Source organism: Sphingobacterium sp. LZ7M1, from assembly GCF_024296865.1.
In the GTDB taxonomy this organism is placed as follows: domain Bacteria; phylum Bacteroidota; class Bacteroidia; order Sphingobacteriales; family Sphingobacteriaceae; genus Sphingobacterium.
Genome location: NZ_CP101134.1, coordinates 1,080,043 through 1,097,284, shown reverse-complemented (window position 1 = coordinate 1,097,284; position 17,242 = coordinate 1,080,043). Strand labels below are relative to the sequence as shown.

Annotated in this window: 11 protein-coding genes; 2 read left to right on the top strand and 9 right to left on the bottom strand. The window is 39.8% G+C overall.

Features of this window, described 5'->3' with window-relative positions; genetic code table 11:
• Positions 1-15 precede the first annotated feature (15 nt).
• Positions 16-1,380 (top strand): pyridoxal-phosphate dependent enzyme, encoded by a 1,365-nt coding sequence (locus NMK93_RS04600; protein ID WP_185210425.1) that lies wholly within the window; start codon positions 16-18, stop codon positions 1,378-1,380.
• Between the two features lie 46 nt (positions 1,381-1,426).
• Positions 1,427-2,128 carry an FkbM family methyltransferase gene (locus NMK93_RS04595; protein WP_185210426.1) on the top strand — a complete coding sequence of 234 codons (702 nt, stop codon included), beginning with the start codon at positions 1,427-1,429 and terminating at the stop codon, positions 2,126-2,128.
• A 637-nt stretch (positions 2,129-2,765) separates the two neighbouring features.
• On the opposite strand, the gene NMK93_RS04590 is transcribed toward NMK93_RS04595, so the two are convergent.
• From NMK93_RS04590 to NMK93_RS04550, 9 genes are all read right to left on the bottom strand, one after another.
• Positions 2,766-4,265, bottom strand: coding sequence for a RagB/SusD family nutrient uptake outer membrane protein (locus tag NMK93_RS04590; protein WP_254529865.1), 1,500 nt, complete (start codon positions 4,263-4,265; stop codon positions 2,766-2,768).
• 17 nt (positions 4,266-4,282) lie between these two features.
• A complete protein-coding gene (locus NMK93_RS04585) occupies positions 4,283-7,465 on the bottom strand; it encodes a SusC/RagA family TonB-linked outer membrane protein (RefSeq protein WP_254529863.1) in 3,183 nt (1,060 codons plus the stop codon).
• 639 nt (positions 7,466-8,104) lie between these two features.
• A complete protein-coding gene (locus NMK93_RS04580) occupies positions 8,105-8,410 on the bottom strand; it encodes a septum formation initiator family protein (protein ID WP_185218184.1) in 306 nt (101 codons plus the stop codon).
• A gap of 220 nt (positions 8,411-8,630) precedes the next feature.
• Positions 8,631-9,929, bottom strand: a complete 1,299-nt coding sequence (gene eno, locus NMK93_RS04575; RefSeq protein ID WP_185210431.1) for a phosphopyruvate hydratase — start codon at positions 9,927-9,929, stop codon at positions 8,631-8,633.
• A gap of 317 nt (positions 9,930-10,246) precedes the next feature.
• On the bottom strand, positions 10,247-11,347 hold the full coding sequence (gene carA, locus NMK93_RS04570) for a glutamine-hydrolyzing carbamoyl-phosphate synthase small subunit (protein WP_254529861.1): 1,101 nt from the start codon (positions 11,345-11,347) through the stop codon (positions 10,247-10,249).
• A gap of 287 nt (positions 11,348-11,634) precedes the next feature.
• On the bottom strand, positions 11,635-12,945 hold the full coding sequence (gene rseP / locus NMK93_RS04565; protein WP_185210433.1) for an RIP metalloprotease RseP: 1,311 nt from the start codon (positions 12,943-12,945) through the stop codon (positions 11,635-11,637).
• Positions 12,946-12,983: 38 nt separating this feature from the next.
• Positions 12,984-14,144: a 1-deoxy-D-xylulose-5-phosphate reductoisomerase gene (locus tag NMK93_RS04560; RefSeq protein WP_254529859.1), complete on the bottom strand. Its 1,161-nt coding sequence runs from the start codon at positions 14,142-14,144 to the stop codon at positions 12,984-12,986.
• 13 nt (positions 14,145-14,157) lie between these two features.
• A complete protein-coding gene (locus NMK93_RS04555; protein WP_185218188.1) occupies positions 14,158-14,946 on the bottom strand; it encodes a hypothetical protein in 789 nt (262 codons plus the stop codon).
• Between the two features lie 116 nt (positions 14,947-15,062).
• On the bottom strand, positions 15,063-17,183 hold the full coding sequence (locus NMK93_RS04550) for a S9 family peptidase (RefSeq protein ID WP_254529855.1): 2,121 nt from the start codon (positions 17,181-17,183) through the stop codon (positions 15,063-15,065).
• Positions 17,184-17,242: the final 59 nt, after the last annotated feature.

Below are 17,242 nucleotides of genomic sequence, written 5' to 3'. Positions count from 1 at the left end.
CACAAAACTTCACCTATGTGGTATAATAACATTTTAGAAACCATTGGAAATACACCTTTGGTCAAACTAAATAAGATAACTGAGAATTTAAAGGGAACTATTTTAGCCAAGATCGAAACAAGCAATCCTGGAAACTCCATCAAGGACCGTATGGCCTTGAAGATGATTGAGGATGCTGAAGAAGCCGGTTTACTGAAACCTGGAGGCACCATTATCGAAGGGACTTCGGGAAATACAGGAATGGGATTGGCAATGGCGGCCGTAGTAAAAGGTTATCGCTGTATTTTTACCACCACGGATAAGCAGTCGAAAGAGAAGATCGATGCCCTTCGTGCCTTTGGTGCTGAAGTGATCGTCTGTCCTACCAACGTAGATCCAGAGGATCCTCGCTCCTATTATTCGGTTTCCAGCCGATTGGAGAAAGAGGTTCCCAATGCCTGGAAGGCCAATCAATATGACAACCTTTCCAATACTAAAGCCCATTATGAGCAGACCGGTCCGGAAATCTGGGAACAGACCGAAGGAAAGGTTACGCATTTGGTCGTAGGGGTCGGAACCGGTGGTACTATCTCGGGTACCGCAAAATATTTGAGGGAGAAGAACCCGAACATCAAGGTTTGGGGGATTGACACCTATGGTTCCGTATTCAAGAAATATAAGGAAACCGGCATATTTGACAAGAATGAAATCTACCCCTATATCACCGAAGGTATAGGTGAGGATTTCTTGCCGAAGAATGTTGATTTTTCACTGATAGACCTGTTTGAAAAGGTCACTGATAAAGATGCAGCATTGATGACCAGGGACCTGGCGCGCAAGGAAGGTATCTTTGCCGGAAATTCTGCCGGCGCTGCATTGGCAGGTTTGTTACAATTAGGAAAAGACCTGAAAGAAGATGATGTAGTCGTTGTGATTTTCCATGACCATGGATCTCGTTACATGGGAAAAATGTACAATGAGGATTGGTTGCGCGAAAGAGGATTCTTAAAAGATGAGAAGCTAACGGCAAAATCAATTCTCAAAAAACGTGGCGAACAGGCCATCATCACGGCAGATGCCAACCAGACTGTTGTGGAAACCTTCAATATCATGAAATCGCTGAACATTTCCCAAATACCTGTCACCCAACAGGGTATGGTAATCGGAAAGGTCACAGAATCGGATATTCTTTCTGCATTGCTCGAAAATCCATCATTAAAATCATCTGCAGTGGAAGAGATTACATCCAAACCTTTTCCATTTGTTGACCTGAACACCTCCATTGATAAGATCTCTGGATTGATCAATAAAGATACCCAAGCGGTATTGGTGGAAGATGATTTTGGAAGGATCAATATCATCACCCAATACGATATCATCAACGCAATTTCAGAAGTTTAGGATTTTTCCATTTTTTGGGTATATTTAAATTAATCTACCACAAAGAATGGAAAGAAACGACAAACTTAAAAGATTAGAATATTGGGTTAAAGCGCGCATTGGAAAGATTGCTTTTATTGACGTAGAGGAAAAACGTGCAAAGGAATGGTATGGCAATGGATATGGCGGCTTTTATGTCGATCCAAGCCTGGTTCCCGATAATGCGATCGTATATTCATTTGGCATTGGTGAGGATATTTCATTTGATAAAGCCATCATTGCCAAACATGGAGCCAAGGTTTTTGGCTTCGATCCTACCCCAAAGTCTATCAATTACGTGCGTAATAATGAAACTCCAGAACAGTTTTATTTCCATCCTTTTGGTTTGGGCGAAAAAACGGAGATGGTTACCTTCCATCTTCCCAAAAACAAGGAGCATGTTTCCGGAAGTGTTTACGACCATAGCCTTGTCGATGAACACGATTCTGTAGACGTGCTTTTAAAGGAGTTTAAAGAGATTGCCAACGATTTGGGGCACCAATCCATCGATGTGTTAAAGATGGACATAGAGGGCTCTGAATACGCTGTCATGGAAGGAATATTAAACTCCGGCATTCCCATCAAACAAATCCTCGTTGAAACCCACGAAAGGTTCTTTCCCAATGGTAAGGAAAAAGGACAGAAATTCTTTAAGCTATTGTATGACCATGGCTATAGGATCTTTGCCATTTCTGATACCTACCAGGAAATTTCATTAGTGAAAGGGTAAAAGGATTGTTTTTATTAATGGACCATCTATAAGCATTTCTAAATAGCATCAGCCCACAATGTACAGAAGAAATAAAGATAGCAGCAGGCTGGCAAAAAGCATTGGTTTTTGAAATTTTAGAAATGGAACCCTATAGGGGTTTCATTATTTTAGCCGACGCGGCATGATAGGCTGGAATTAGCGAAAAACCGATGTTCGATTAATCGAACATCGGTTTTTCGTTACCACCTTTTTTGTTCAAGACCCTTTCTAAAATAATTCTGCCCTGCTAGGGCAGTATGTCGCAAAAAAGACAATATTGTGTACGCAGGAAGGATCTCAGAACAACATCAAAAATCAAATAGATTAATTAAAAACAGCATTATTAGAATTGGCGTACTTTCCGTGACCTTCGGATAAGGATAATAGAGTCATTGGGGCGCGGGCGTATTCGATACGTCCCTACAGTATGATGGATTTTCCAGCGAAATGTTGATCATAATCATGGTCTATCCTCTTATCCCTTCCATCCTGGTTCAAATGCACCTTTCATCCCATTGGCAGAGCAGAGCCGATGCCACTTCTTCTCCCTTTCCCTCAAAAAAGAAGAGGTTGTCTCTTCAGACAACCTCTTCCAGATTATTATTTACAAACCGAATTAATCGTTCTGTTTGATTTCCGCGTTAGCATTCAATTCCGCCAATGGGAACAAGAATTGCCAATCTTTAGCACCGGCAGCAACCTTTACGATTCCATTTACACTTCCAGGAGCATAGTTAGGAACGACAGTTCTGTCCAAAGGCTGGTTCAAACGTTTCAAATCGTAGAATCTGAATCCTTCACCCCAAAGCTCTGTTCTTCTGTTGGTCCAGATCTCTTCCAATAAAGCGGCACCCGTGTTGGTTGATTTCTTCGCTTCAAGGTCACGAACTTTTACAAAGTTGAACAATGCTTCTTGTGCATTAGCCGTTTGGTTTGAGCTTGCATAAGCTTCTGCCAAGATCAAGTGCATTTCTGCCGATCTCATCAAAGGAACATCTCCCAAAGCACCACCTGGTGATTTGATAGAGAATTTCCTAGTCATATACTCTTGACGAGCGAAAGATGCCAATGGCAATGGGAAGTTGGCCGCAGTTGGTTTTGGTTCCCATAGTTTCTTTCTGATATCTGTTTCAGAGATTTTGTCATACAATGCAGAGTTGATTCTCTTAGGGTTCGCACGCATAAAAGAGGTATTTGCATTGTAAGCGATCTGTGCAAAGTAAGATCCGAATGCATCCATCTGATCCTGTGTTGGCATAGAAGCCCACATAAACTCAGACATAGAAGGAGCATCATTGAATCCTTTCATGTACGTATCTTGGTTCATCAATGGGAAACTTCCTGACTCGATAACCAATTGAGCATATTTGATTGCATTAGGATAGTCCTGCATGGTCAAAGCAACTCTTGCACGTATACCGTAAGTCACATATAGGTTGATATGAGACTTGTTTACTCTTGATTCCACGTTCAATGCGATCGCATCATCTAAATCTTTGATGATTGAAGCATACACTTCTTTCACTGTTGATCTTGGCAATGCGCCATCTGAAGATTTCAATACCAAAGGAACACCTAGCTGATCGTTTGCTGTGCTTGCATCATATCTTTTAGCGTAAAGCTGAACCAGATTGGAGTAAGCATATGCTCTAAGCGTCAAAGCTTGAGATTTCAGGTTGTTTTTCTCTTCATCAGTTCCTGGAAGACCATCTACATTATCCAGGATAAAGTTAGAGTCACCAATGATTTTGTAGAAAGTTCTATAATAGTATTCAGTCAATTTATGGTTGTCATTACGACCACCTTGCCAGTTACCTTCACCGGTAGAACCGAACCAGTTTGCATCACTGATACCTAAGTCTTCGCCCATAAAGTCAAGACCTAGCATGATACCACCAACACCTGGTTTGTTTTGAACATTCCAATCCACTACGGTTGTACGCTCAAACATAAATCTATAGATACCGTTCAATGCTGTATTAGCATTGGCAATCGAACTGAAGATTTCATCTTGAGAAACTTTGTCAGTTGGAGCGGTTTCCAAATAGTCCTTTTTACATCCGCTAAGAGCTAGAAGTAAAACGGAAGCATATATCGTTAAATTTCTTTTTTTCATAATAATTCAGCTGCTAATTAAAATCCAACATTTACACCGATGCTGAAAATACGAGTCGGCAAATAAGTAGATGATACAGATCCATCAAAGCTTTCTGTAGGATTCATACCTTTACGTTTTGAGAATAAGGCTAAGTTCTCACCAGTTAAGAATACGCGTGCAGTAGACAGGTCGATCTTGTTCAACAAGCTACTTGGTAATCTATATTGGAAGTTTACGTTTTGAATGCTAAAGTAAGACGCGCTTGTCAACCATCTTGTAGAAGCAGCATTGATGTTGTTGCTGTTCGCTTGGTCTAATCTAGGGATATTACTTGTAGTATTTGACGTAGTCCATGCTTTCATCGCATCAACATGGTATGATTTACCATATGAGTTTGTGCTCATCAAACCAGCGTAGTTACTATCATAGATTTTTCCACCGATCTGGTAGTTCAACAAGAAAGACAATGTGAATGCTTTATAGTTGAAGGTATTGATGATGGAACCCATTACATCAGGAATTGAAGTACCTGAATAATCGAATTTCGCATAGTTTTGGTTGGTTACATATTCTTTACCATCCACTACGCGGATGTTCTCTTGTGCAGTACCTTCTGCAGGGATGTAAAGGGCAGCACCATCAGCTTGGTCAACACCAGCGTATTGTCTCAACCAGAAAGAGTAGTAATCTCTTCCAACTTCTCTTCTTTTGTTTCCAGCAGTAATAACTGGAGATTCAACCGGCATCTTCGTGATTTCGTTCTTGAAGGTGGTGAAGTTTTTGGTCATTGTCCAAGTGAAATTATCGTTTCTTACGATATCACCTGATAATGACAATTCAAAACCTGTATTGTACATCGAACCAACGTTTCTGAATTCTGTACTAACTGCAGAAGAAAGAGGACGTGGAACGGATAGTAATAACTGGTCTGAACCTCTCTTGTAGTATTCAGCCTCACCTCTTAATCTGTTGTTGAATAAAGCGAAGTTCACACCTAGGTTGAATGTATTTGAAGACTCCCAAGTCAGGTTAGGGTTAGGTAATGAACTAAGAACAGTTCCTGGCAATCCACCATTAGACCATCCAAGGTTGTAAAGCGCTTGATATCCGTAATAGATTGTATTTCCGTTTACATCCAATAGGTGGTTGACACCAACTTGACCGTATGAAGCTTTTAATCTCAAGTCGTTGATCCAAGTAGCGCTTGACATAAAGTCCTCTTTGTTGATAGCCCATGCAGCACCTACTGAGAAGAAATTACCCCATCTTTTGCTATCATCGAAGATCGATGAACCATCCGTTCTGAATGATGCATCTGCATAATACTTCTCATCGTAGTTATATGATGCTTTAGCGAAGTAAGATTCAAGACGGTTCACGTTTTTGTATCCTCCTGAAGAAAGTGGAGTTACGTAGTTATCTAATTCAGTGATTCCAGAAATAATCTGTCCTGTTTTGGTCGCATTTCTGCTGCTGAATTGATAATCATAGTTTTCGTGAGCCGCTATTGCAGATACGTTATGTAAATCAAATGATTTTCTATATTGCAATACTTGGTTGAAAGTATATGATTTCGTGATGTAGTTTTCAGCTGAACCTAATCCATTGTAAGAAACACCATCACCTACTTGGTTGTTCCAAGAGTAATCGAAGTTTCTGTTAGAAAGGTCAATGCTAACCGAAGGTGTGAATGTGAAATCTTTCAAGAATTTAATATCCAAGAAAGCTCTACCACCTAACATCGTACGTTTGTTCAGACGAGTATTCAAGATAGTCTCGTAAATAACGTGTCTACCCGGACTTGCTCCTGAAGGTCTGTTTACAGCGCCTGGGTGCATTCCGTAGTCGTAGTATTGTTCTCCAGTAACTGGGTCAACAACTGGAGCTCCTGTAGTTGCATCAAATGCATGAACTGGGTAGATCGAACCTAATCCTCTGATGAACGAGAATGGGTTGATGTAGGAGTTACCATTACCTGTTGAAGCATCAGAAGCTAATGAACCTTCAGACATAGCACCAGAAATGTTAACACCTGCTTTTAACCAATCTTTGATCTGAGAGTTTACATTGATCCTTCCGTTGAAACGTTGGAAATCTGAGTTTAAGATATAACCTTCATCATTCAAATATCCCAATGAAACGTAGTAGTCAGTTTTTTCGTTGCTACCGCCGATGTTCATATTGGCATCAGTTCTTTTTCCAACACGTTGAATGGCATCAAACCAGTTGAAATCATCGTATTTCAAACCTGCATTTGGATTCATGGTACCGTCCATTGAAACGATTTCATTGTCCGCAACGTTGAATGGGTTGTAAGCTAGGAATCTCTTGATATTATCGAATGCATATTTATTCGCATCTGCTTCTGAAGCACCTTGAGCTCCGCTAGCAGGGAACATTCTTGAGTTTTTGATAGCCTGGAATGCAACAGGATAATAATCATTGATTCCTACTGTTTCGTATTCTTTGATACCTCTTTCCGTAATACCTTGCGTTAAGCCAACATTTAATTTAGCCGGACCGCGACCCTTTTTCGTTGTGATCATGATCACACCGTTACCAGCTCTAGATCCATAAAGAGCAGCTGAAGTCGCATCCTTTAAGATGGAGATGCTTTCGATATCATCAGCGTTAATATCACCGATGTTACCGTCAAATACAGCACCGTCTACCACATATAAAGGAGAACTTGAAGCACTCATAGATCCGATACCTCTCAAGCGTACGCTAGCACCTGATCCTGGTTGACCGTTTCCGGAAGAAACAGAGATACCTGGAGCCATACCCGCTAATGCATTGGATACGTTGGATACAGTACGTTTGTCCAAATCTTCTGCACTCATGGTAGCCATGGAACCTGTTACTTCAGATTTCTTAGCTGTACCATAGGCAACGACAACCACCTCATCAAGTTCTTCACCTGCTGAGCTTAATTGAACATTGATAACTGCATTGTTGTTAAAAGTTACCGTTTGAGACGAATAACCGATAAATGAGAATGTGATGCTACTTCCAGAAGCCACATTGGTTAATGTGTACTTTCCGTTTGCATCTGTTTGAGTAGCATTCGTTGAACCAGACACACGAACCGACACACCAGGCAAGGCCTGCCCGTCATTCGCTGAGGTCACAGTACCACTCAGATTTTGATTTTGTGCAAACGTTTGCCCAATTAGGCATGTTAACACAAAAAGAAGACAGAGTAATTTTTGTTTCATAAAAAATTGATCTTTTAATTGTAATTGTTAATAAAAATTAGACTTACGGCTAAATAAATAGTTATTAATGGCGTAAAAATATTAAAAAAGTCAATATTTTATCTATATAAAGCGTTTTAAGTAATTTTATTTATTGAACAGAATTAGTGTGGGTATTTTTAAAATTACATGTAGTAATATTTTATATATGTAATTTATAGTTATATATAATTCTTGCAGATAATAATTAACATAACTTATTTATAAAATAAACGAAACATAATATTTTAATATTTTCAAATTACTTTCATTATTCCATGATATTCAAAACATATTTAGCTATTTTTTATAATTATTTACAATTATTAGGGCAAAATATAACTATCATGGCAATTCCAAATAGAATCTGAAATAATCATTATAAGAATAATTATTTCAATTCATATACTATTTAGTTGCAGTATGATTTATTTGATTTCATTTAGCCTTAATAATTGAAAAATCAGCCTTTAGAGACTATAAACACATGTTTTCAATTGAAAACACAGAAGAATAATCAGAAAAATAGGATTGAACTGACGGTCAAGTTAAATGACAAAACCGTGATAATTGCAGAGCAATATCAAGGAGAGAAATGGAAAACAGGAAAGGGGATTGTAACTATTTTGACTCCGGTGCGTCTATTTCGGTAATGATATAGACATCTTCTTGGTCTTTCTTCATTTTGTATTTTTCGCGGGCGATACGTTGAATCTCACTTTGGTTATATTGCACATCTTTGATGGATTGAGATATGCTTTCAATTTCATTCGTGTAATACTCTTTCTCCTGCTCCAATTTGGTTTTCTCAGTTTGAAAATTGTACTGGGTAGTAATATCGTAACGATCGAAAAAACACATCCAGACTAAGAATGCAACTCCTGCGATAAGATATTGATTACGGATAGTATTAATGAAACGTTCCATAGGCTAGACCAAAGCAATTAAAATTCGGTTAAAGATAACTATTTTAAGATGAACTATACAAGTATAGAAACAGCATATTGGAATAATTAAATTAACCATTGTGGAAAAATAAATATTTTAACAACCTAAGGACCCTTAGAAGCCATAAACTGATCTGCTAAAACAGAAGCCATAAAAAAAGGGAACCCAAAGGTCCCCTTTTCCCTGACTAGAAAGTCAATTATTTTTTCGGAGCGTATTTAAAATCTTTTCCGATGAATTTTGCGTTCTCGCCCAATTCTTCTTCGATACGCAACAATTGATTGTATTTAGCGATCCGGTCTGAACGAGAGATTGATCCAGTTTTGATCTGACCACAGTTTAGAGCTACCGCAAGGTCTGCAATGGTAGTATCTTCGGTTTCACCTGAACGGTGAGACATTACTGAAGTATATCCATTGGTTTGAGCCAAATGAACAGCGTTGATAGTCTCTGTCAAAGAACCGATCTGGTTAACTTTAACCAAGATGGAGTTACCAATTCCTTTATCGATACCCTCTTGAAGACGTTTTGTATTTGTAACAAACAAATCGTCACCAACTAATTGTACATGGTCACCGATTTTCTCTGTCAATAATTTCCAGCCTTTCCAATCATCTTCTGCCATACCGTCCTCAATAGAGATAATAGGGTATTTTGCAGTCAATTCAGCTAGGTAATCTACCTGCTCTTCGATACTGCGAACCGCTCCACCTTTACCTTCGAACTTAGCGTAATCATATTTACCTTTTACGAAGAACTCAGTAGAAGCACAGTCAAGCGCAAGACAGATTTCTTTTCCTGGTTTGTAGCCAGCTTTTTTAATTGCTTCCAAAATAGTTTCGATAGCATCTTCAGTACCTTCAAAAGTTGGAGCAAACCCACCTTCATCACCTACAGCAGTAGATAAGTTACGGTCGTGAAGAATTTTCTTAAGGCTATGGAAAACCTCAGCACCCCAACGTAGAGCTTCCGAGAAAGACTCAGCGCCTACTGGCATGATCATGAACTCTTGGAAAGCGATAGGCGCATCAGAGTGAGCACCACCGTTTACAATGTTCATCATTGGAAGAGGAAGAGTATTGGCATTTACTCCACCGATATAACGATATAGAGGCTGACGGCTTTCTTGAGCTGCAGCTTTAGCAACCGCTAAAGAAACACCTAAGATAGCGTTAGCACCTAATTTACCTTTGTTTTCAGAACCATCTAAATCGATCATCAATTTATCGATTGCATTTTGTTCAAATACGTCAACACCTTCTAAAGCTTTTGCAATCTTTGTATTTACGTTTTCAACAGCTTTCAAAACACCTTTTCCTAAGTATTTCTTTTTATCACCGTCGCGTAATTCTACCGCTTCGTGTGCACCTGTAGAAGCTCCTGAAGGAACTGCTGCACGGCCAACAAAACCGTTTTGCGTTGTTACATCAACTTCTATCGTAGGATTTCCGCGCGAATCTAAAATCTGGCGCGCATGTACGTCAATTATCAAGCTCATTTTATGTGTGGTTTATTTAAATATCTTACTTCGTTAGCTACCTTACTTAGTGTATCTAAGACACTAATATAACAATAATTCTTACTTTATCAAAAATATGAAAAATCTAAGTGATTCGGCCTAATGCTTGGAAAAATTAAATCATTGCTAAATTGAATATTATGAAAATCGTAAAACTCAACCAAAAATCCGGGACGCAGCATCTTTTGAAATACACAAAACTAACCAGTCCAGCCTCCTATCCTTATCCATCGAATTTAATGGCACAAAAAAGGTCGCAACATTGAGATGCGACCTGATTTATATTTTATCTGAAATTATCCTTTTACCATAGCGATAAAATCATCGAACAGATATCTTGAATCGTGAGGACCTGGAGAAGATTCAGGGTGATATTGTACCGAGAATGCATTTTTACCTTTTACACGGATACCTTCGATCGAATTATCATTGAGGTTCACGTGCGTGATCTCTACTTTATCAGAGTTTTCAATATCTTCCGCTACTACACCAAAACCATGGTTTTGAGAAGTAATCTCACATTTATTAGCGATAATATTCTTTACAGGGTGGTTGATACCTCTATGTCCATTGTGCATTTTTTGCGTCCTGATATCATTTGCAAGTGCCAAGATTTGGTGACCAAGACAAATCCCGAACATTGGTTTATCAGCAGCTAAGATATCTTTAACGGTTTGGATCGCGTAATCCATTGCAGCAGGGTCACCAGGACCATTTGAAATGAAGTATCCATCAGGGTTCCACTCTTGCATTTCTGCAAATGTAGTCTTAGCAGGGAAAACCTTTGCATACACCTGACGAGAATCAAAGTTCCTTAAGATGTTCTTTTTGATCCCTAAATCCAATACAGCGATACGAGTAGGAGCACCTTCTTCACCATAGTAGTATGGTTCCTTAGTAGAAACACGGGAAGAAAGTTCTAAACCGTCCATAGAAGGCACTTTAGCCAATTCTGCTTTCAAGGAGTCTACATCTAGGTTCTCAGAAGAGATGATCGCATTCATCGCACCTTTACTACGGATATGACGAACCAAAGAACGCGTATCGATATCAGAGATACCCACCAAATTCTCTTCCTCGAAATAATTCTGGATAGATTGGTCAGCCATTTTACGGCTGTAGTTGATGTTATAGTTCTTACAAACTAAACCTGCAATCTGAATCTCTTTAGACTCTTCATCCTCATCATCGATACCATAGTTTCCGATATGCGCATTGGTCGTAACCATAATCTGTGCATAATAGGAAGGATCCGTAAAGATCTCTTGGTAGCCAGTCGTACCAGTGTTGAAACAAATCTCACCTGTAGTAGTACCGATCTTTCCTGCGGCCTTACCATGAAAAACTGTTCCATCTTCTAGGACTAAAATTGCTGGCAATTTGCTGTAGTTGGTCATTCTTATTTCTAGTTAAAACGTATCACTAATTTACTGATAGATTTCCTTAACTCCTAAACATAAAAAAAGCCCAAACGGGCTAACAGATCAATTAATATATTGACGAGAAGTAGAAACTACTTTTTGAAATGCTATTGGGTAGAAGGTCTCTTTCATTTTTATCGGGAGACAAAGGTACAAATTATTTTAATTCGCAAACAATAGTTTTTTAATTTATTCTCTACCTTATTTCCATTAAAAAAGCCCTGTGGTCATACACCGCAGGGCTTCCTATATCTTTGAATAGATTACTTCGTCAATTTGAAAATATCGTTTCCAAAAACGAATATCATCAGTGCGATAATGATGAAGAACCCAACGATCTGGGCTTTCTCCAAGAACTTATCACTCAATGGCTTCCCTTGAATCATCTCAATCAACAAGAAGATCACGTGTCCACCATCCAATGCTGGGATTGGCAAGATATTCATAAAGGCCAAGGCCATGGAAAGCATACCTACCAGACTCCAGAACCTTAACCAATCTACCTCAGTACCGAACATGGTTGCAATCCCTACCGGGCCTGAAAGCGCTTTGTCAGCACGCACCTCACCTTTGAAAATCTTTCCGAAGCCCTTGATGTTATCCGTAATCACCGAGAAAGCTTTGCTTGCACCCAGCGGCAAGGACTCCATAAAGCCATATTTATGCTGAACTACCGGAAGGTTTAGGAAACCTAGGGTAGCAGAACTATCTGCAGCTGCTGTTAAAGCCATTGGACTTCCTTTACGAACAATATCCAAATTTACTTCCTTATTCTTATTCGCTGCCAATTCAGATTTAAATTGATCCAATTGCTGCACTTGAACCCCATTGATCGAAACAATGCTATCCCCTACTTGCAATCCCATCTTCTCCGCCCTACTGTTCTTCTCGACCATCGTTACGGGAAGCATCTTGAACATAGGCTGAACCAACTCGTTCTTCTTATGTTCAGAGACATCATTCAGGATATCGCTGGGCAATTTTATCTCCATTTGCTGACCTGCACGATCAACCGTCAACACCGCATCACCCATCAACACGTCCGAAGTCAACAGATCTTGATAGAATAGATTCGCTTTTTTACCATTTACGGCAAGGATCTTATCCCCTTCTTTCAAGCCAACCTTTTCACCGATAATGCCCGGTTTTACACCGTAAAGCTGCGTGTTGTTAAAGTCGGTAGTTCCATATTTAAAGGTCAACATCCAGAAAACCACGATACCCACGATAATATTGACAATGATACCGCCCAGCATGACGATCAAACGTTGCCAAGCCGGTTTAGAACGGAATTCCCATGGCTGTGGCTCGCCTTTCATCTGTTCGGTATCCATCGATTCATCGATCATACCTGCAATCTTCACATAACCACCCAACGGCAACCAGCCCACACCATACTCACAACCTTTATAATTGAATTTGAACAATTTCACACCCCAGGCATCAAAGAAAAGATAAAACTTCTCCACCTTGATTCCGAATGCCCGAGCAGCTAGAAAGTGCCCAAGCTCATGCAAGATGATTAATAATGACAAGCCTAAAAGTACTTGCCCAATCATGATTACAATTCCCATTGATTATATTTTTATTATTTTATTTACTATTTAATTATTTAAATACGTTCTATTAAACTTCGTGCCACAGTCCGGCTTTCCAAATCGAACTGTAAATAATCCTCTAAACTTAACGTTTTTTGTGATTTCACCTGACACAATGTCTCTTCAATGATTTCACTCATCTGTAAAAAACCAACCTGGTCATTCAAAAAAGCATCTACGACAACTTCATTGGCACCATTCAGCACACAGGCTGCATTACCACCAGCTTCAAGGGCCTGAAATGCCAACTTTAGGTTTCTGAAAACCTCCATATCGGGCTGTTCAAAAGTCAAATTTGGGTAGTCCAAGAAGCTAAAGCGCTTAAAGTTATTTTCAAATCGCTGTGGATAGGTCAAAGCATATTGAATGGGAAGCTTCATGTCCGGCAAGCCCAACTGAGCTTTCAGAGAACCATCTTCGAATTGCACCAGCGAATGGATAATGGATTGCGGATGGATAATGACATCGATCTGGTCATACTCTAAACCAAACAGCCATTTGGCCTCAATCACTTCCAATCCTTTATTCATCAGAGAAGCCGAGTCAATGGTTATTTTCGCTCCCATTGTCCAGTTCGGATGCTTCAAAGCTTGCGCTTTCGTCACCGACTTTAAATCTTCGATTGATTTCCCACGGAAGGGACCTCCCGAGGCTGTAAGGATAATCTTCTCTATAGGGTTAGCCTCCTCACCGGCCAGGCATTGAAATATAGCCGAATGTTCTGAGTCAACCGGCAACAGTTTAACCTGATGTTTTTCAACCAAGCCTGTAATCAGTTCCCCAGCAACCACCAAAGTCTCTTTATTGGCCAGAGCGATATCCTTACCCGATTCAATAGCCGCAACAGTAGGCCTTAGCCCAACCGCCCCAACTACCGCTGTCAGGACGATATCTATATCATCCCGCTGCACGGTCTCCACCAGTGCATCTTCACCGAACAGGACTTCGATGCCCTTGCCCTGCAAAGTATCGCTTACCTTCTCAAAAGCCGTCTTTTCACAAACGACCACTGCAGCTGGCCTGAACTTAAGAGCCTGTTGAATCAATAAATCGGCGTTTCTTCCGGCAGATAGTACAGTAATCGAAAAATGATCAGGATATTGTTCTACTACTTCTAAGGTCTGTGTCCCAATACTGCCCGTAGAACCTAATATGGCTAATTTCCTTTTACTCAAAACTTAAATGATTTTATATAATGTTATCCATAAGGGAAGGATCAGAACTGCCCTTATAGGCTTTAATCATGTCAATATACACAATTGACATAACAACGCTGACCACAGGAATAATCACAAAGGAATTGATAAGACTCAAGATCTTTGAAACCAGGGAATACCCCATGTATTCAGTACCTAATTGTAGTAGATGAGTGAATGCAATAATAAAGATAATGGCCAATAGCCTCAAAACATTCCCCTTCGTCATCGCCAGACTGAACCGATATGACTTAAAGGTATTGAAGCCATTCTCCACGATGAAGAATGGAAAGAAAGTGGTCCTGATCAATACGAACAACATGATTACACCTGTCAAGAATGGGTGAATCTCGGTCTGAACCGTATTCATGTTCACACCTAAATACAATAGAGGGAATAATGCCACATACATAACGATGTAAACCACAAATGCGATCAAACTGTACAGCAATAATCCCAAGATGTAATAGCAAAATTGAGACATGGTCGGCAGGTAGTCCATCAAGCCATGGCTTTTCTCATCTTTAGCCAAGAAAATAGCCTTCTTTAAAAGCACCAATTGCAGACCAAAATAGATAGCCACAAACAGCAGCAACAAAAGCACTTTCACGATCAGATTCGAAGAATCCAAATACATCGCTAGAAAAGATGAAAGGTTAGAGGTTACAAAAATTAAAAAACATAGCCCAGCGATAGAAATATAATTCCTCATGAGGATATCTATTGCTCTTAAAACAACGTCGTTAGCTTTAAATGTAATGTCTTTTAGAAAATCTAGCATGGCATAAATAATATTGCAAATATGATAATTTTTTCGGTGGAATCAATTTTTTTGAAGCGCTATATGTTATAAAAAAAGGCTAAGATTTTATATTCTTAGCCTTTTATCGACAATTCTTACCTTAAATTTTCTGGAACAGGTTTGTCCAATAGGTATTGGTAATAAAACCTTGTTCTTTCCTTGAAATCATAAGCGCTTTTCGAACGATTGAATCCATGTCTGCTTCCAGGATAGATCATCAGTTCAAATGGAACCGCCCTATCGGTCAATGCATCCACCAACTGAATGGTATTTTGCATATGCACGTTATCATCCATATCGCCATGCATGATACGCAACCTACCTTTGTATTGATTTACATAAGGCAAAATAGAACCATTTTTATATCCTTCAGGGTTAGATTGAGGGGTATCCATCCAACGCTCGGTATAATGGGTATCATATAATTCCCAACTCGTCACCGGTGCACCTGCAATACCGTAGTCAAAGTAATCGGCACCTTTGGTCAACGCCAGACAGGTCATGTAACCACCATAACTATGTCCGGTGATCAACAATTTATCTTTAGCTACAAAAGTCTTAGCTTTCAACCATTTGGCAACGGTGATATAATCCACCAGCTCCCAGTTTCCTAAGTTTCTGTGCATCCATGCCACACCCTGTTTTCCAAAATGGCCAGAAGCCCTATGGTCCGCTTCAATTTGAATGATCCCTTCTTGAGACCAATATTCACCATTCACACCTTTCCAGGTATTTCTCACGGTACCCGCATCAGGGCCTCCATAGATACTCATGATTACAGGATACTGTTTCGTTTCGTCAAAATCCGTAGGATAAGTGATGATCAATGGAAGATTAAACTTCCCATCTTCCGAGGGGATAGTCATGTACTCGCGTTTTGCCACTTTATAGTTTGCATAATCATCAGCTTTGCTATCCGCCAATTCTTTCAAAACCTTTCCTTTGTTATCCAAAAGGGCAACCTTATTTGGCGTGTGGATATTGGAATAGTTCGTGATGAAATATTTTCCATCTGGCGACACCAATACATTGTGCGTATAGTCACCAAAGGTCAAACGCTGCATATTTTTGCCATCAAAACCGATTCTATATAGATCCTTGGTCGCTGAATTTTCTTTTCTCGCAGAAAAATAAAGAACTTTACCTTTCTCATCGATACGCTCAATAGAAGTCACCTGCCAATCCCCCTGTGTAATAGGGTTCAGCAATTTACCATCCAAGGTATATAGGTAGTAATGTGCCCATCCCGTTTTATCCGATTTCAGGATATAGTGTTTGTTATCTGCCAAATAAGTGATTCGCTCATCATGGTCTAAATTGATCCATGTTGGCTGTTCCTCATTATAGATTTCCGTTTTTTGTCCATTATCAGGGTTCACTGCATAGAACTTCAAGGTATTTTGCTCCCTGTTCATCCATTGCACCATGATCGATTGACTGTCAAAGCTCCAGTAAGGCTGTCCAAAGTATTGATCATCTTTCTCGTTGAAATCTGCCCAAACGATTGGAGAACCCTCAACTTTCACAAATCCTACCTTTACTTCTGGGTTAGGGTCGCCTGCTTTAGGGTATCGAGTTTCTTCGAGGTAGCCGTGCTGACCTTTCGAAACATAGATCGGGAACATGGGAACCTTGCTGTCATCAAAGCGCATAAAAGCAATTTCCTTACTATCAGGAGACCACCAGAAAGCCCTATAATTGGTTGGGCGACCTAAGATTTCCTCATAATAGACCCAAGAAGACCAACCGTTGTAGATTACGTCCGTTCCATCTGTGGTATATCGAACCTCTTTACCAGAGGATATTTCCAAACCATACAAATCGCTTTTCCTTGTAAAAGCTACATATTTACCGTCAGGCGACAGGGTTGGATTTTGCTCTTCCACGTCCGGGGAATTCGTCAATTTCTTGGCCTCTCCTTCCGGATATTGGATAAAAACATCCTTGTCCTTTACAAAAACCTGCGTCGAGCTGTTCACATGATAGCTGTAACTTTCTTTTTTCCCAGTCTTTACATTGACTTTGAAGAGCTGATTGTTTGCCCTTTCTATATAATGATTGGCATCGGCCCAACCTTCAAAACGACTGATCGTCTTGGTTAATGAAGGTGCTTGGTTCCAAGCCTGTTCATAGGATAATTTTTTCGTTTGTGCCTCTGCCCCTGCTGTCGACAAGATAAACAGCGTAAGACAAGCCGCTGAAAACAACTTGTTCATATGATTTCGTAATTAGTAATTTGTTTCAATAAATCTTCGAAAATAGGAAATTCTAACCG